This window comes from Nitrosopumilus sp., assembly GCA_029862745.1.
In the GTDB taxonomy this organism is placed as follows: Archaea; Thermoproteota; Nitrososphaeria; order Nitrososphaerales; family Nitrosopumilaceae; genus Nitrosopumilus.
The window spans coordinates 128,379-145,492 of the sequence record JAOTWS010000005.1 but is presented as its reverse complement, the minus strand read 5'-3'; the positions used below and the strand labels follow the sequence as shown (position 1 = coordinate 145,492).

23 protein-coding genes are annotated in these 17,114 nt (G+C 33.4%); 16 read left to right on the top strand and 7 right to left on the bottom strand.

All coding sequences use genetic code 11. The annotated features are described in order from the left end of the window. Positions 1–5 precede the first annotated feature (5 nt). Positions 6–359: a peptidyl-tRNA hydrolase Pth2 gene (gene pth2, locus OEM44_07065; protein MDH3516559.1), complete on the bottom strand. Its 354-nt coding sequence runs from the start codon at positions 357–359 to the stop codon at positions 6–8. Positions 360–474: 115 nt separating this feature from the next. On the opposite strand from pth2, the gene OEM44_07060 reads away from it, so the two are divergent. The 6 genes from OEM44_07060 to OEM44_07035 all read left to right on the top strand — a co-directional run bounded on the left by OEM44_07060 (position 475) and on the right by OEM44_07035 (position 5,622). After that, the gene (locus OEM44_07060; protein ID MDH3516558.1) at positions 475–615 is read left to right on the top strand and encodes a hypothetical protein; all 141 of its coding nucleotides are present in this window, start codon (positions 475–477) and stop codon (positions 613–615) included. Between the two features lie 873 nt (positions 616–1,488). After that, complete coding sequence (locus tag OEM44_07055) at positions 1,489–2,625, top strand: NAD(P)/FAD-dependent oxidoreductase (GenBank protein ID MDH3516557.1); 1,137 nt, start codon at positions 1,489–1,491, stop codon at positions 2,623–2,625. 53 nt (positions 2,626–2,678) lie between these two features. After that, positions 2,679–2,861 (top strand): zinc finger domain-containing protein, encoded by a 183-nt coding sequence (locus OEM44_07050; GenBank protein ID MDH3516556.1) that lies wholly within the window; start codon positions 2,679–2,681, stop codon positions 2,859–2,861. Between the two features lie 3 nt (positions 2,862–2,864). Then, positions 2,865–3,146, top strand: coding sequence for an elongation factor 1-beta (locus tag OEM44_07045; protein MDH3516555.1), 282 nt, complete (start codon positions 2,865–2,867; stop codon positions 3,144–3,146). A gap of 8 nt (positions 3,147–3,154) precedes the next feature. After that, positions 3,155–5,320, top strand: a complete 2,166-nt coding sequence (locus tag OEM44_07040; GenBank protein MDH3516554.1) for a CDC48 family AAA ATPase — start codon at positions 3,155–3,157, stop codon at positions 5,318–5,320. Between the two features lie 2 nt (positions 5,321–5,322). After that, on the top strand, positions 5,323–5,622 hold the full coding sequence (locus tag OEM44_07035) for a hypothetical protein (GenBank protein MDH3516553.1): 300 nt from the start codon (positions 5,323–5,325) through the stop codon (positions 5,620–5,622). Between the two features lie 3 nt (positions 5,623–5,625). Here the strand turns inward: OEM44_07035 and OEM44_07030 are convergent, their stop codons facing one another. Beyond that, positions 5,626–6,540 carry a heme o synthase gene (locus OEM44_07030; GenBank protein MDH3516552.1) on the bottom strand — a complete coding sequence of 305 codons (915 nt, stop codon included), beginning with the start codon at positions 6,538–6,540 and terminating at the stop codon, positions 5,626–5,628. Between the two features lie 71 nt (positions 6,541–6,611). Here OEM44_07030 and OEM44_07025 point away from each other — a divergent pair, with 71 nt between their 5' ends. Together OEM44_07025 and OEM44_07020 are read left to right on the top strand one after the other, a co-directional pair. Next, positions 6,612–7,703: a plastocyanin/azurin family copper-binding protein gene (locus OEM44_07025; GenBank protein MDH3516551.1), complete on the top strand. Its 1,092-nt coding sequence runs from the start codon at positions 6,612–6,614 to the stop codon at positions 7,701–7,703. Positions 7,704–7,705: 2 nt separating this feature from the next. Continuing rightward, the gene (locus OEM44_07020) at positions 7,706–8,098 is read left to right on the top strand and encodes a M67 family metallopeptidase (protein MDH3516550.1); all 393 of its coding nucleotides are present in this window, start codon (positions 7,706–7,708) and stop codon (positions 8,096–8,098) included. Between the two features lies 1 nt (position 8,099). On the opposite strand, the gene OEM44_07015 is transcribed toward OEM44_07020, so the two are convergent. Next, a complete protein-coding gene (locus tag OEM44_07015; protein ID MDH3516549.1) occupies positions 8,100–8,489 on the bottom strand; it encodes a cyclophilin-like fold protein in 390 nt (129 codons plus the stop codon). A 347-nt stretch (positions 8,490–8,836) separates the two neighbouring features. Here OEM44_07015 and OEM44_07010 point away from each other — a divergent pair, with 347 nt between their 5' ends. Further along, positions 8,837–9,094, top strand: a complete 258-nt coding sequence (locus OEM44_07010; GenBank protein ID MDH3516548.1) for a DUF2024 family protein — start codon at positions 8,837–8,839, stop codon at positions 9,092–9,094. 55 nt (positions 9,095–9,149) lie between these two features. Further along, on the top strand, positions 9,150–9,332 hold the full coding sequence (locus OEM44_07005; protein ID MDH3516547.1) for a hypothetical protein: 183 nt from the start codon (positions 9,150–9,152) through the stop codon (positions 9,330–9,332). On the opposite strand, the gene OEM44_07000 is transcribed toward OEM44_07005, so the two are convergent. From OEM44_07000 to OEM44_06990, 3 genes are all read right to left on the bottom strand, one after another. After that, positions 9,329–9,706, bottom strand: coding sequence for a mitochondrial inner membrane protease ATP23 (locus OEM44_07000; GenBank protein ID MDH3516546.1), 378 nt, complete (start codon positions 9,704–9,706; stop codon positions 9,329–9,331). The two genes, OEM44_07005 and OEM44_07000, sit on opposite strands and share 4 nt — an antisense overlap. A 152-nt stretch (positions 9,707–9,858) precedes the next feature. Further along, a complete protein-coding gene (locus tag OEM44_06995) occupies positions 9,859–10,356 on the bottom strand; it encodes a GTP-dependent dephospho-CoA kinase family protein (protein ID MDH3516545.1) in 498 nt (165 codons plus the stop codon). 11 nt (positions 10,357–10,367) lie between these two features. Continuing rightward, positions 10,368–11,471, bottom strand: coding sequence for an Mrp/NBP35 family ATP-binding protein (locus tag OEM44_06990; GenBank protein MDH3516544.1), 1,104 nt, complete (start codon positions 11,469–11,471; stop codon positions 10,368–10,370). Positions 11,472–12,280: 809 nt separating this feature from the next. Between OEM44_06990 and OEM44_06985 the strand changes: the two genes are divergently transcribed. The 6 genes from OEM44_06985 (at position 12,281) to nadC (ending at position 16,282) form a co-directional block, all read left to right on the top strand. Beyond that, positions 12,281–12,412, top strand: coding sequence for a hypothetical protein (locus tag OEM44_06985; GenBank protein ID MDH3516543.1), 132 nt, complete (start codon positions 12,281–12,283; stop codon positions 12,410–12,412). 371 nt (positions 12,413–12,783) lie between these two features. After that, positions 12,784–13,698, top strand: coding sequence for a PEFG-CTERM sorting domain-containing protein (locus OEM44_06980; protein MDH3516542.1), 915 nt, complete (start codon positions 12,784–12,786; stop codon positions 13,696–13,698). Between the two features lie 375 nt (positions 13,699–14,073). After that, positions 14,074–14,229 (top strand): hypothetical protein, encoded by a 156-nt coding sequence (locus tag OEM44_06975; GenBank protein ID MDH3516541.1) that lies wholly within the window; start codon positions 14,074–14,076, stop codon positions 14,227–14,229. Between the two features lie 406 nt (positions 14,230–14,635). Further along, complete coding sequence (locus tag OEM44_06970) at positions 14,636–15,232, top strand: DNA-directed RNA polymerase (protein ID MDH3516540.1); 597 nt, start codon at positions 14,636–14,638, stop codon at positions 15,230–15,232. Position 15,233: 1 nt separating this feature from the next. After that, the gene (locus tag OEM44_06965) at positions 15,234–15,422 is read left to right on the top strand and encodes a transcription elongation factor Spt4 (GenBank protein ID MDH3516539.1); all 189 of its coding nucleotides are present in this window, start codon (positions 15,234–15,236) and stop codon (positions 15,420–15,422) included. A gap of 41 nt (positions 15,423–15,463) precedes the next feature. Beyond that, complete coding sequence (gene nadC, locus OEM44_06960) at positions 15,464–16,282, top strand: carboxylating nicotinate-nucleotide diphosphorylase (protein ID MDH3516538.1); 819 nt, start codon at positions 15,464–15,466, stop codon at positions 16,280–16,282. Positions 16,283–16,796: 514 nt separating this feature from the next. Here the strand turns inward: nadC and OEM44_06955 are convergent. Beyond that, complete coding sequence (locus OEM44_06955; protein ID MDH3516537.1) at positions 16,797–17,093, bottom strand: hypothetical protein; 297 nt, start codon at positions 17,091–17,093, stop codon at positions 16,797–16,799. Between the last annotated feature and the right edge of the window lie 21 nt (positions 17,094–17,114).

Sequence of the window (17,114 nt, the reverse complement as noted above, 5' to 3'; positions counted from 1 at the left end):
ATAATCTACAGTAACTTTAGATCACCAGTTATTTTATCAATTAAGTTCTCAGGAGCAGGACCAATAGAGATGCAAGTGATAGTCCCAGAATCGATCTGAGTATGCCCAGCATCAATAACTTCTGACCAAGGAAGATTCAAATCAATTGCGTGTCTTTTTACTTCGTGTAGATCTTTGAGACAGGAAACTTTGAGAACAACTTTCTCTTGTCCATTCCACCATTCATTGTACCATTCAGGATGAGACTTTCTTACATATTCAGCACCAAGAACACATGCATGACCTACTTGTGCTGCAATCTTTCCTTTACCCATATCAAGATCAGTTCTAACTATGATCACTTGTTTGATATTTCCCATAGGATAATCAAATACAGGCTTAATGAAAAACTTTTGAACTAAGACCTATGAAATTGTAGATATTCAAATATTTTAGCCAGCATCTTACTGTACATTACGGCTGAACCTCAAATTAATGGCCCATTCATTTCTTCTTGATGCACAAATTGCATATTACTGCACATTAAGCAAGATTATCCAGTACAAGAAAAATTTTATGAAAATCGGTCTAAGCATCATGCCAAACAAAATTCTTGCAAAAGAGGTGTATGCATAATGCGTTCTGGACGCCAACCGCATTCTTTCACGGTAAAGTCTTCAAAACCAAGATGGATTAGAGAACAAAGACCATCAGAAAAGGAATTATTAGAATCACTGTGTAGTGAAATTCAATCATTAAGACATCACTCCAAGTTATTTGAAACTCAGTACAGATCACTTCAAAGATACTACCATTCCTTGTCACGCCAGGTGATCCCATGGATATAAGTTCTCTTATCAATCTGTTCTAGAACATTTTTTTACTCAGTTCTATATGGAGCAAGGTTGATCCTCAAACAGGGAAATTCTAATAGTAGAATCAGAGCAGGTTAGAACTCCAGACGAAGAAGATGGTGGAGACAATAACCGAGATGAAGACTAGATAAACTATCTTTATCTTTTTTTATTTTTATTTTTTGAATAAAACATATTTTCACGTGGGTTTGGTAATAATTGCCATAACCATAACTTCATACATGCTGTATTCCCAATTAAATTCAAACGATAATAGATCATTATAGAAAAATAGAGTTAAACCAAGAAACGCGTGCAGCAAAATACCAATAGTTTTTGAGAGATAGATATGTGAGAAGAGTTATCAATCGAGAGAGAAACCATTCATATCTGCAATCTCTTATGTCACTTCATTTTCTTAATATTTACAAGAATATTGATTCTTGTTTTTTATATTGGTTTTTAAGTAATTTTGTATTTGGTTAGAAATCTATCAAACTGATCTTGGTAATGATTTCTGGTTGTCTTCGATTTTATTTATTCTTCAAAGATGAGCAGTGAGCGTTGTTTCACAGATAGGTATAGTATAAACTTGTAAATACATACGCTGTACGGTAACCTTTTGAATTAAATAATTGACAAAAAAACAAAATATGTGTATTTTGATGTAGTGGTTGCTGGAGGAAGTGTGGCGGGATTATTATGCGCTAGAGAGATCGTTTCAAATGGATTTTCAGTGGTTGTTATTGAGGAAGATTATGAGATTGGAACTCCAGAGCATTGTGGAGGATTAGTAAGCCTTGCAGGGTTAGAAGAATTACGAATAATTCCGTTTCGAAAAATTTTTGAACATATGATAGAGTCTGCAAAAATATCGGCCCCCAATGGAAGTAGTTTTACAATTAATTCAAAGAAACAAAGAGTGGTAGAGATTAGCAGGAGAGAATTGGATAAACAGATAGCCTTCCAAGCTCAGAAAAATGGAGCTGTGATAAAAGTTAGAACGAGTTTTCAAGAAATTACAGACACAGGAATTAGAACAAATCAAGAAAAAATTGATTGTGTGATTTTTGTTGATGCACGTGGAGTGTCATCCCTCATACACAAAGATAGAACAGGTATTTTATCGTCTGCACAATATGAAATCTATGCAGATTGGATAAAAAAAGGAAAAGTAGAAGTAATTTTTGATCAAGAAAAATATCCTGGATTCTTTGCATGGATCATACCATCAGACGAAGGTAAAGGTAAAGTTGGAGTTGCAGGGCATGGGATCAATGTTGCTGAAACAATAAATAATATTTTAGAGGAAAGAGGAAACTATTCAACAATTAGAAAAATTTTTGCTCCAATATGGATTAAAGGTCCTATCAAAAAATTTGTGGACGGTAAAACCGTAATTATTGGTGATGCTGCAGGACAAGCAAAACCTACAACAGCAGGTGGAATTTTTACTAGCGGTATGGGCGGTGTGTATGCAGGACAAGCAATATCAAAATTTTTGAAAACGAATAACAATGAGGATCTTGATGAATATCAAAAAAAATGGATGGAGAGATTCGGTGATGAAGTTGAAAGACAATTGTTGGCAAGAAAAATTTTGGAAAGAGTAGACAACAATACAATCAACAAATTATTTGAATCAATTACACCAGAAATAATAAATGAGATTTCAGAGAAAGATGATTTTGATTTTCATACTGGCTCAATTATAAAAATATTAGGGATTAAAAAGTCAATGAAAACAGCTCAAACTCTAATAAGCGGAGAACTCAAAAAATTACTAAGTTAAAACATGCTCAAATCCCAAGGAAAGTATAAATGATGTTTACAGAAAATTCTTGTATGTCATCATCTACTATATCATTACCAAAATGTAGCTGTTGCCACAGACATGTTATGCCTAATGATAAAAGTGTAAAATTCAATTGTCCTAATTGTGGAGAAGACCTAATTTGGCGATGTCAAAGTTGCAGGGAAGCAGTAAGAAACTATACTTGCTCTTCATGTAATTTCCAGGGACCTTAGAAAATGACTCAGTTACTATTAATTACAAAAATTCTCCCAGATGGAATAGATACAGACCTTGATAAATTAGCAGAATTGATTAAAGCATCACTAAAAGAAGGAATTACAATGAAAAGACACGCAAAAGAACCGCTGGCGTTTGGATTAGAATTTCTTAAAGCAGAATTTGTACTAGATGATAAAGAAGGACAAATGGATGCCTTGGAAGATTCAATAAGATCAATTGAAGGCGTAAGTGAGTTTGAAGTACTCAATATGAGTCGCATGTCAGTTGACATGAAATAGGTGATTTTTTGGCACGCAAAGAAGAACCTTTGCAAGTGAGAATAGGAGAAGCAAAGCAAAGAGATGTAGGTAAAAAACGTGCCAGAATAGGTCCCGAAGCAATGGATTTTCTCAAAGTAACACCAGGAGACATTATTGAAGTGATGGGATCAAGAACTAGTTGTGCAGTGGTGTGGCCAGTTGACGAAGATGAAAAGTTACTTGACATCATAAGAATTGACGGACAAACAAGAAAGAATGTTGGTGCATCACTAAATGATTTTGTGAAGATTAGAAAAGTTACATCAAAGTTTGCAAAAGCAATTTCATTAACACCAGTAAATGATTCAGTTACAGTGGACAAAGAATTTACAGATTTTGTCAAGAATAGATTAAAAGGATTACCAATTACTCATGGTGATGAAATTTCAGTAATGATTTTAGGAAATTCCATGGACTTTAAGATTACAAAGACATCTCCAAAAGGAGTAGTCAAGATAGACCGCAGCACAAGCCTCACCATCTCAACAGAAACTTCAATTGATAGGAAAGTCAGAGTAACATATGAAGAAGTTGGAGGATTAAGGGCAGAAGTCAAAGCAATGCGAGAAATAGTAGAATTACCACTAAAACATCCAGAGTTATTTATAAGATTGGGAATTGAACCCCATAGTGGAATTCTATTTTATGGACCGCCTGGATGTGGAAAAACCTTACTTGCAAAAGTCATGGCAAGTGAATCAGAAGCTAATATGTTTCCTATCAATGGTCCAGAAATAATGAACAAGTATTATGGAGAAACAGAGGCAAAGCTAAGAGAGATTTTCAAAGAGGCAAAAGATAATTCTCCAAGCATAATATTTATCGATGAAATCGACGCAATTGCACCAAAAAGAGAGGAAGTATATGGAGACGTTGAAAAGAGAGTTGTTGCACAATTACTAGCTCTGATGGATGGTCTTAATGACAGAGGTAATGTCATTGTGCTTGGTGCCACAAATAGGCCAGATAGTGTAGACCCAGCACTTAGAAGACCAGGTAGATTTGACAGAGAATTTGAGATATCAGTACCAAATGAGGAAGGAAGACTTGAGATTCTTGAAATCCATACAAGAGGAATGCCAATTAGTAATGATATTGATTTGAAGGATTTGTCAGCAGAATTACATGGATATACTGGTGCAGATATTAAATCTCTTTGCAGAGAAGCTGCATTAAAATCAATTAGAAGATATTTACCTGAGATAGATCTTGAAACTGAAAAAATTCCGTCAGAAGTATTACAAGCAATGCAGATCAAACTAATTGATTTTTACGATGCTATGCACGAGGTAGTCCCCACAGCAATGAGAGAGTTTTATGTTGAAAGATCAAAAGTGTGGTGGCACGATGTGGGAGGATTAGAAGACGTAAAAAAATCATTAACAGATAATTTAGTTATGGCAATAAAAGAGCCTAGTAAATTTACAAAGATGGGGATAAGACCGCCAAGAGGAGCTTTGCTTTATGGACCACCTGGATGTGGAAAGACTCTACTAGGAAGGGCACTTGCTACTGAAACTGGTGCAAATATGATTCTAGTTAGAGGTCCAGAAATACTTTCAAAGTGGTTAGGAGAATCAGAGAAAGCCGTCAGAGAAATTTTCAGAAAAGCAAAAACATCATCCCCCTGTGTAGTGATTTTTGATGAGTTAGACTCTCTTGCACGGTATAAGTCAGGTGATGGAGGAGTAAGTGAAACTATTCTAAGCCAACTACTAACTGAGATTGAAGGTGTCTCATCACGTGTGTCGATAGTAGGAATTACAAATAGACCAGATGTTTTAGATAACTCTCTATTAAGAACAGGAAGGTTAGATTTGGTTTTATATGTACCCCCACCAGATGAAAAAGGAAGATTAGAGATAATCAAAATTTTAACAAAGAAGATGCCATTGGCAAATGATGTAAAATTAGAAGAGATTGCAGTAGCTACACAGAGCTATTCTGGAGCAGATTTAGCAGCACTCTGTAGAGAAGCAGCAGTACATGCAATGCGAAATAAATTACCAAAAATTTCAAATCAAGATTTTGCAAATAGCTTAAAGCAAGTAAAACCATCTATTACTAAAGAAGTTGATCAATGGTACAACACAGTAAGGGAAAGTATATCTAATGTAGTACCCAAGTCAGGAGATAAAACATTTTACGGATAAAAATGACAATACCAATTAAGAATATAGTATTTGATAAAATTAAGGAAGTAGGTTCACTAACAGATGTTGAACTCTATAAAAGTTTGGCAAAAGATGAATATGCTCTTACAGAAGACAGATTCAACAAAACACTTCTAGATTTAGAAATTCTTGGTCTTATTAGAGTAGCATGGATTACAAAAGATGAACGCAGAATAGAAGTGATCGTTGTAGAAGAAGATGAGGGAGATGAAATAGAACAGCAAAACAAAGAAGCAATCGAAAGAGATTACGAAGCAAGCTTCCCAGGATTAGAAAAATAATTACTAAAATAAAGGATAATGGAATGCTGCATCTAATGCAACGGCAACAAAAATTATTGTAAGATAAGGAGCAGTTACTTTGTATGCTTTCCAAGCAAATTCAGATGTAGGATTCTTTGTCAGTTTGTAATGATAAACAAGCATTAATCCTCCAGAGACTACAGCAATTGCAGTGTAAACAACTCCCATTCCATCTGGAATAAATGAGAGTATTAAGGAATAAGGAATCAAAATAATTGTGTTTCCTAAAATGAATTTAGATGTTTTCTGCATCCCAATCACAACAGGTAACATTGGAACACTTGCTTGTGCATATTCATCTTTGATCTTCATTGCAAGACACCAAAAATGTGAAGGTGTCCACACAAAGACTAGAAATCCAACTAAGAATCCTAACAAGTCTATGTTACCAGTAGCTGCAGTCCATCCAGCCCAGGCTGCAGCACTTCCTGCAATTCCACCAATTACAATATTTGAAGTGTGTCGACGTTTCAGCCATACGGTGTAAATTATAACATAAGAGAAAATTCCAACTGCAATAAAGAAAGCAGAGACTACATTAAGTGCAAAAAAGCCATAGATTACAGAAACACAGCTAACAATCAAGCCATATAACAAAACATTGGATGGTTTCATTCGTCCTGACGGAATTGGTCTTTTACTTGTCCTCGCCATTTTTGGATCAATGTCTTTATCATAGTAATGATTAAGGGCACTAGATCCGGCAGATGCTAATGCTCCTGCAACAATAATGTGTAGGTAATCCAGGTACTCGAGTTCAGGCGTACCGTCAACTAGTTTGCTTGCAGCATACATAGAAGTTACTGCGGTAATCACTAAAAGAAGCACAATTCTGGGTTTAGATATCTCCAATATTTCATTAAATCCCAATCTCACTATATCCAATGACAAAGCCATTTAATTTCTTCGTATGCTAGATCCATTGGGTTGCAAAAGGAATAAGTATTCAGGATAATCAGCTATTTTAAATGAGTAACTGGGACCTCATGATGCCGGGAATGGGATTAACAGCTATAGGCTTGGCTGGGCTCACATTATCATATGCAGGTATTGCACATACATTCATTGATGGAATGCATGCTTTGACAGGCCTTACAATGTTTGTAGGATTGATTTTCTTATCAGCAGGTATCTTAGATGGAGGTATTTCTACCAGTAATAGAGCCAAGGCAACAACTTTGGTAATTCTGTCAATAGTATTAGGATTCGGAGTTTTTGCCTTAACCATGAACACATCAGACTATACAATTACTTTAGCAGGAATATTAATGGCAATTGCATTTCCATCAATCATAATTGCATATCTTGCAATGAAACATCCAACCATAGTAAAACCAGTTGGTTCCATTGTTGGAATGGCAGCAGCTACTGGAATCATCATGTGGGTGGCATTTGGATTTGTATCTCCTGACACATACATGATACCACAGCAAGTCGAAATCCCCGGAGAAGTGGTAGAGAGTATCCCAACAGGACCAATATTTGCAATTAAAATTCTCATAGATTCCTCTATTCAAGGAAATCCAGACTATGATCCTGATGTTGCAAGAGTTCCACAAGGACATATAGTTGAATGGACAAACGAAGATTCAGTTATACATACAGTAACCAGTTCAGAAGGGTTTGGAGAAATATTTGATTCAAGTATAATTGATGCAAATGGAGTATTTACATTAGATACTGCGGATTTAGAAATTGGTGAATATGAGTATGTATGCAGTTTACATCCAAACATGATTGCAACTCTAATCATCGAAGAACCAAAAGAGCCAACCAAAGTTATAATTCCAAATGGAGCAGCAATACAGGAAGATGGACAAATTTACTACGACCCAGAAATAATTGATGTGACCGTTGGCACAACAGTTGCATGGGAAAATATCGACAATACAATACACTCTGTAACTTCCGGAACTCCAGATGCGGGAGGCGATGGAAAGTTTGATTCAGAGATGATGAATGCTGAAGACATATACAAATTTACATTTAATGACGTAGGAAGTTACGATTATTTTTGTATATTCCATCCTTGGATGGTAGGAGTAGTTAACGTAGAATAGATTTGCAGAAAATCACATTAACAGAGTCAGATAAAAAAACACTATCAGAACATTCAGAAAATCAAAAACCTAACGAGGCATGTGCCATATTATTTGGAAAAGGTAACCTAGTTTCAGAGTTATTTTTAACAGAAAATATTGGAGCATCACCTGTAAATTTTACAATTTCAAATGATCAACTAATCGAGGCATATAAGACAGCAGAAGAAAAACATCTAGAAGTAATAGGTATTTTTCATTCACATCCTAATTCAGATGCATTCCCATCAAATACAGACATAGAATTCATGCAAAGTAATCCAGTAGTGTGGATAATTTATTCCGGAGTCAACAAAAATTTCAGGGCATTTATTCTTGAATCAAAAATTATAGAAATTTCAATTGATAAGAAATAATTCAAGATGCCAAGATAAAAGTTGCACGTTCACTATGAACATCATTTAGAATGGTTTTATCAGGTGAGATAATTTTCCCAATTACATTAACAGGCGATGCAGGAATTATTTCCCCAGGATTACCAATTGGAGTAGGGCCATAAAACAAGCAAATTGCTTTGCCAGTGGGCCAATATGCGACATCGTTAAGTTCAACAGCAGACTTTGCATTTTCTTCGGATTGAGATATAGGAGATTGTGACGTGTAGATTTCATCACCCCACACATTCAGATCAACTGTAAAAGGCAAATTTTTTAGAAAATTATTTACGGTGTTAGGCGAGTATGTATCATCAAGTTCTAAAGTTATAATTTTGAAGTTTGGTATTTTAATTTGGACTATGTGTTTCATGATTTATTACGATCTTTGAAATAGAAAACCATTGCGAATATGTGTTATTTGAGCTAATTTTAGATTCAAAAATAAATTTAAACGGATCCACCCATCAAAGAGGAGATAAAACAAATGTAAATATGAAAATAATTGATTTAGTATTTAATCAAACTATCATACCAAAAAGATCTACTCAATAATAGTTAACTCAAAAACACAGATATCATTTGAAGAATAACAACAATTCTGCTAGGCTTAGTTCCTAAACGATAAGCATTTTTAGGATTAATTTGATATGTACATCTTTTATTTAATAGAAATTCGGATTCATTTTAAAATAAATATCCCTTTTTTTAATTGATAGCATGGAAATTCACGTATACGACACATATGTCAAAGCAGCAGATGGTCATACTATGCACTTTGATGTAATAACAGGTGAGAAAGATCACGATAAAGCCATTGCATATGGTAAAGAGTGGTTGAAATCAATCGGTGAAGACCAAGCAGAGATGACTCAAAATGAATGTCAATTTTGCCACTCACAAGGAGCACCAGCACCGGTAGAACAGGCAATTAAGGAAAACGGCTACTTTATCCAGAAAATGGAAGGCTGTCCTTAAACATTTTTTCTCTTTTTTCTTTAAGTTTTTTTAGACCAACTGCTTTAGAAACAATATGTCAGTAAACAAATATTCAAAATGGACAGTTGAAGGAGACAAGAAGACCAAATGGGTTTGTGGATGTTTCCAAACAGCAGATAATTATTTCAAATTCTGTGATATACATAATGAGACTTTAAAAAAAGCAATTCAATCTCAGATTGATGAGTTGGACATGACATTAATTGTAGAAGACTAGATAACAGAGGTTTTGATTCTTTTTCGATAAGGAGCAAATGTTTTCCCTTTTAATCCCTGCCTTACCAACTTGTTGAATCTTTTTCCATGTGCAAGATATGGAAATCTCATATGGATTAATTCATGTACAAGTGTATTTTCCAGAGTCTTCTCATCTGGAATCTTACGTACATTAATGAAAACAAGATTATGCTGCAGATATGAAACTCCATAATATTTGTATGCAGAAGTACGTCGACCCTCAGTCATTTCTTTTGGAACATCAAGAACTTCTTTTGTAGATAACAGAATTTGGGGTTCTAAAATAGAAAAACGATTTGAGTATATACCAACTTTTTCCAATATTTGCAATCTTAATTCAGGATCAAGTTTCATAATTCTTTTTCAAACAATGTGTGTTTATGTTGAAATGTCAATAGTTGTAAGAAATTTGGTGTATTTTCATTCTTCAACTTATGAATTAATAGGGTCAGAAGTTATAGTAGAGTAATCACAAATCATACAGCCACCGTCTCATCATACCCCAATTATTTCATTGAATCAACTAATCTTTGCGCTTTATTTCTAATTTCTGGAGTAATCTGGACTATTACTAGCCCTTCATTTGGTTGGCCATACAATGCAACTGCATTTTCAGGAGCATGAATGCATGCAGGAAGTATCAAAAGATCCTCCTCACCGTCAACAAGTAATCTGATTGGAGGTTGTATTGTAAATGCCTGTTTTATCACATCAATACTTTTTTGAGTAATTTCTGCAGCAGGATTATCAGTAGTTAGTTCAGTTATGTTTGCTAGTTTTGATGGGAGTTCTCTTTTTTTTCTTTTTTCCTGACCATCAATAATTTGTAATGACGGAATCAAACCAAAATCAATCATTTTCTCAGTTGTTCTGTCACCAACTGTAATGATGTATGATTTTTCTGAAAGAAATTTTTCAATGTTTTTTTTATCCGCATTACTTTCAGGTAAGAGTATACCTAACGGAGTTTTGAATTTGTCCCTAAGAGAATCAGGTAGTTTCACAGGAATCGCAGTTAATTAACAGGTTCGGGCGTTGGTTCAGAAGTTTCAGATGCCATATCATCTTGCAGTTTGTTTGCAAGTATACTACATTGGGCTGCAACATTTTTTGCACTCTTTCTAAATGCAATTGCACTTGGTGAGTCAGGATTTGTAATCATAATTGGTTTACCCAAATCAGAACCTGCCATGATTCCAGAGTTTAGAGGTATTTCTCCTAGGAAAGGCATATCAAATTGTTCACTAATTTTCTTTGCTCCACCTTCACCAAATATGTAATGCTTCTCATCACAATTTGGACAGATAAAGTGACTCATGTTTTCAATAACACCAATAATTGGAACGTTTAGTTTTTCAAACATTGAAACTGCTTTTACTGCAACATTACTTGCAACATCTTGGGGAGTTGTAACTACAAGAATGCCAGTAATAGGAATTGTTTGTGCAAGTGTTAATGGTATGTCACCAGTTCCAGGTGGCAAGTCTACAATAAGATAATCTAAATCAGACCAGTTAGTATCAACTAAAAACTGTTTTAATATTCCAGATATAATAGGACCACGATAAATTGCTGCTTGATTTGATTGATCTGCAAAGAAACCAAAAGATACTACTTTTAGTCCATTGGAATCCGCAGGTTGAAGTTTGTTTTCTTCAACTTCCATGAACCCATCTTTCATTCCCAACATCAATGGAATACTAGGACCATAGATATCAGCATCAAGTAATCCAACTTTAGCTCCTGTTTGAGATAACGCTAATGCCAGATTCAATGAAACAGTAGACTTTCCAACACCACCCTTTCCACTTGCAACACCAATAATGTTTTTGACAGATGCCATTCCAGTGTCTGCATCAAGTGAACGGCCTTCCATAACTTTGGCAGTTACTTTCATATCAAAATTTTTTAGATCAGTAATTTCGTCTATTGCTTTTCTTACATCATCCTCGATTTCTACATTGAAAGGACATGCAGGTGTTGTCAACTCCAAAGTAAACTTTAGATTACCATCATTAAGTTCCAGATCTTTTATCATACCCATAGATACGATATCTTTTTTCAAATCAGGATCAATCACAGTACTAAGTTTTTCAAGAACTTGATCTATTCCTACCATTGCGTCAAAAAGTGATGCTACATTATTTAAACATAGGCTAGAAAGTCTTTTACATCATCTAGATTTTTTTGCGGATTTTGGAGTAATTTTACGAAAAATTTAAGAAAATACAAGATTTTTATTTTAAAGGCACAGTTAGTTATGGACCATATCTAAAATCAGGGAGACAATTTTCTGATTTTTCATTTACTTATGAATGAGTTTTTTAGATTCTTAGTCAAAGGTAGTAACCGATGGCAGATTCTATATTAAGCCATTAGAAGTCCTTTAGATTGAGTCTATTTTAGAACTGAAAAGGATGTCCTGGCCCATGTGGATTCAGCCACCAAATTGAAGAGAGAAATGGACGTAGATAAAAGATGAAATCAATTAATTATATAAAAAAAATAATGTAGAATTCCAATTGTAGTAAATATTATTCGACGAATGGCTAGTGATCAAAAGGATTATTCAATAACTAGCTATAGAAGTTATCACACAACAATATTGATTTGAATATAAAAGATCATCTGTAATAAAATCAAACAAACGTTTAGAATTACCAAAGTAGTATTTTTATTTCATAGTAACAAGTTTCCTATAGATAGTAATCAACCAGTAAAAATATCAATGTATGGACATGATATTGGAACCAGAACATAGAGTTGTCATTAGATAACTACTTGGTTTTGATTACTATCTATATTTTTACCTCCGAGAAAGAAAATTCTGATCTTTTTATTTTTCTAATCATTTTTGTAGAAAAAACAAACAAACGTTTAGAACACACACATAATACTCTTGTATCAGTTTAACACTAGTAATACATCATGGTATATTCTAATGCATTGTATTTTGCATCACACTTTGACAAGTTGACTGAAGAAGTACTCTCAACTTTTAGTGTAAAGCAAAAATTACAAAAAAATAACAAGATAGATATTTCAAAAAAGAGAAAATAAAAATTAGTTGCAATCCTTACAATCAGGATTAATACACACTGGATTATGTTTTCCATCTCTTGTAGGGCGTGATGTATCTCGTCTTCTTTCTGTTCTAGTCATTCTTCATGTAGACGATTATAATTAAAAAGCATGACTATGAATATTTTTACAAATGTTTGAATTGAATACCATTTAATTACCAATCATTTGACCAAAAATGGCAAAATGAGAGAATTAATTGCAAGTTTTATTCTGATTTTATTTTCTTAATTTGAAATATTTTGTTACTACAAACCCGATTGTCAGATAGGGGCAATGTATAAGATACACAATAGTTTTGAATATCCCAGATTAGAAAGCTTTTTTGTTTTCAAGTCTAATTGAACTCGATGGTAAAGATAATACTTTATGGAATGATATTAGTCATAATTTCATCATTAGTTCTTCCCACATATGCTGAAACAATACGAATATCTGCAGGTTCAGCAAATCCCAGATGCCAAGAAAATAACGAATGTTTCATCCCATATCATATAGAGATTAACAAAGGGTCTAGTGCAACATGGATAAATGGAGATTATGCATCACATACAGTGACTAGTGGAACTGCTCAAAACGGAACTGATGGAAAATTCTTTTCGGAGAGAATAAGAGCAGGCGGAGTATTTTTCCATGTATTTACAACACCAGGTAATTTTGAGTATTTTTGCACCATTTATCCATGGATGAATGGAGTCATAACAGTAAAGGACAGCACAGATACGAAAAGTTCTGCAGAAAATGCAGGCATACAACTCTTGAAAAACAAGAAGGATAGTGTTATTGCAAAAACTCCAGATACATCTGAAAACAAGACAAGTATTGAGCCAACTAAATTTTTGATGAATGTTGATGATAAGAAAATAATGCTAAACTATAACATAACAGAAGGCAGTATACGTGACATTTATCCAGATACAAAATCGCTAATCATCAAGATAGATACAACTAAACAGGGAATGCTCTCAATTACTTTACCACGCGACATAATTGACGCAAAATTAGGAGATATGGATGATTCTTTTTATGTTTTAGTTGATGAAGAGGAAGTTGATTTTGACGAAATTGCTACACCCATAGAGAGAACCATATCGGTAGAATTTACAGAAAATACAGAAGAGATTGAAATTATTGGTACCTTTGTCATACCAGAGTTTGGGCTAGTTGTATTAGCTGTATTGTTGATTGGAGTTATCTCAGTAATCGCAATATCAAGATCCAAGATATTTGTCATTTTACAACCAAGACATATTATTTCTTTATGAGATCCTAAAATGTAGTTCAGATAATGGAAATCCATTTTCAAAAGTAAATGTAAGTTTTTGAAATGTCTCTTTTACTGAATTTAAAAATGAATGGGAAATAGATGATCACTGTGAAAAAATAAAGAAGTGTGTTTTAACTGTAAATTTCTACAGCAGTAAGAGTAGAAAATTTGGCATCGTAGAAAAAGATATTCTTACATCAATTGATAATTATCCTTTTTGTGATGAAAAAATAAAATCTATTTTAGAGTAAAAAGAAAGTGAATGATAGAACTATTGATAACGATAATTGTTATTTAATGAACAATAAAGTCAAAACAGAAAAGACATCATAAGAGATAATTTTCATCATCATGAAATAGTTAGTGTGAGATATTGAGGTGCGTAGGAATAGAATCACACACAATCAATGAAAAAGAACTAGAACCACATGAAGATATAAAATCATACTATTATGAAAGGTACAGTAAGATAATTCCTTTTGATGTGCCAATTATAATTGATTTTGTGGAATCAATTAGACCAGAATAGAAGAAAAAGAAAATTATTAACTATAATGAAAATTGGAAAAAAGACTTGAAAAAACGCAACAAAGTAAGGGGTAAGCAGATCTTGATGTTAGCCTACAATTTGTGGCTTTGGAGTTAAATCTGAATCCAATCTTATCTATGGGTTCTTCTATCTTGAAGATGCATTGCATCTTATCTAAAATCATCTATACAGATCTGAATGATGGGCAAGTCCTCCAAGAAAATCCTGAGAAAATATACCACAGCAAACAATGAGTTTTGTTCAGTCACGTGAGCATACCTATGTTAAACATAAGTCAAAGATGAAAAGAAACCGTGGTTTATTTGCAAAAATAGTAAAATATTCTAAAATCCAAGCCTAAATCACCTAAACATTCATAAATTGAAATTCAAGAAAAACAGTACAATTGTTTTCTATATCCACCCTAGTTGATGTCGTAAGGATTCCTCCAAGCTTATTTGGAACTACACTCAAAAAGGCTGCAGTAAACATTCTCAAAGAAAAATACGAGAGTATGATTAATGCAGATTTAGGATATATCATCATGATTTTAGATGCCAAAGTTGACGAAATGGGAAAGATGATTGCAGGTGACGGCGGAACATTCCATAAAGTTGAATTTGAGGCATTAACATTTTATCCTAAATTACAAGAAATTGTTCAAGGAGAAATTGTAGACATTACAGATTTTGGTGCATTTGTAAGAATAGGTCCAACTGATGCATTACTTCACTTATCACAAGTGATGGATGATTATCTCAAGAGTGATGTAAAGTCTGGAATGATTTTAGCTAATCAAAGTGGAAGAACACTTAAAGTTAGTTCAACACTTCGGGCAAGAATTACTGCAGTATCATTAGGTAAAGCAGCTGCAATGGGCAAGATTGGAATCACATGCAGACAGCCATTCCTTGGAGCAGAGGATTGGATTAAAGAAGAAATAAAGAAGGCTGAAGGTGGAAAAGATGAACCAGCAAAAAAAGAAAAAATAGAGGCAAGTTAAGATGGCACGAGAGATGGCATGCCGCAAATGCAAACATGTAACAACTCTTAAAGTATGTCCAAATTGTAAATCATCTGATTTAACACCAGATTGGACTGGAGTTGTACTTGTAGTTGATCCAACAAATTCTGAAATCTCAAAGACACTTGGAATCACAAAAAAAGGTAAGTACGCTATCAAGGTTACATAGAAAACTTCTAAATCTTTAAAATTACATTAACATTTGATAATATGTTGGTATTTAATTCAAAAAGACAATTACTACAATTTCTTGCAGAAGATATAGGTAAAGGGGATATTACAAGTGCTCTTTTATCAAAGAAAAAGATAACTGCCAGGATCATCTCAAGAGAAAACGCAATTGTGGGAGGTGCATCTTATGCAAAAGAGATTTTTAAACTAAAGGGATGTAATAGTATCATTTTAAAAAAAGATGGTTCAAAAATAAAGAAAAATGAAATTTTAATGACAATTACAGGGGATGCAAGAAAAATCCTCACATGTGAAAGAACCGCATTAAATTTACTTACAAGAATGAGTGGTATTGCAACTCAGACAAATGAAATGGTTAAAAAGATTCCAACCAAAACAAAAGTGTATGCTACACGAAAGACAGCTCCAGGATTAAGATATTTTGACAAGGAAGCAGTAGAGATAGGAGGAGGTAAAAAACATCGATTAAGACTAGATGAGATGGTGATGATAAAGGACAATCATATTGCAGTAGGAGACTCATTGACATCATTAATTAAAAAAGCAAAGAAAAAATACAAAAAATTTGAAGTTGAAGTTGAGAATACTTCAGATGCAATACTTGCTGCAAAAGAAGGCGCAACAATAATAATGTTAGATAATTTTACTCCAGAACAAATTAGAAAAACAATTCAGAGTCTCAAGAATCAAAAATTACGAAATAATGTAATGCTAGAGGCATCAGGTGGAATTAACTCCAAGAATATCTCAAAATACGGAAAAACGGGAGTAGACATCATTTCAGTTGGCAGTATTACAAATGCAGTCAAAGGAATTGATATGAGTTTAGAGATTTAGTTTTTAAGATTAAAAATATAATACATCAAATGATGTTCTTAAAAATCTTGATTGGTCAATAGCATACATAGATATTTAAAAATGATTAGATCCTTTTGAAAATTCACAGAAAAAAAGATTCAACTTATCCATATTATTTATAACAGAGGATTTTAACCAAAATTTGCCGTTACAAGGTTTGTAGGCAAAACCTAGTTGTATAATGACATACGGAAAGAAAAACCTACACTACACAAAATAAAACCAGTTTAATATTCAGAAGATAATTTATCTAACTGAAACTCGTTTTTTAGGACTTTTTCGTGCAGGTTTTGTTAGTTTGCCACTTTTCAGCTTTGGTTTATCGGTAGATATACTTGCACCTTTTTTCTGAGCCTTACGTCTAGCATCGTTTCTTGTTTTTTCATCTTTTTGTAATTTTTTTAATTTTTCAGAATCAATTTTTCTAGTTTTATCAATGGTCAGATCTTTAGTAAGATAATTCTAGTAATTTAAGATATTGAATAGTTTCAGATTATCGTCCAGGTCTTTTGAATCCCTGTTTGATGTTACAATTGGATGCAGATGCTTTTTGGACTTTTTTAGATATTTTTTTCATTTTATTTTTGGGTTTATTAGAATCTTTAACTATGAAGACTTTTTTGACAGATGGATTAACATAAGTCTCCGTGTAAATTATATTAGAAGGTGAAATTTTTACTTTCTTTTTACTTTTTAGTTTTTTATCAATGGATCTTTTTTTTGTCCATTTAATATTACTCATATTAGATGATGACGATTGTGCGATATTGAAATCTACTAAACTACCCATAGAGGTTATTCAATTACATTG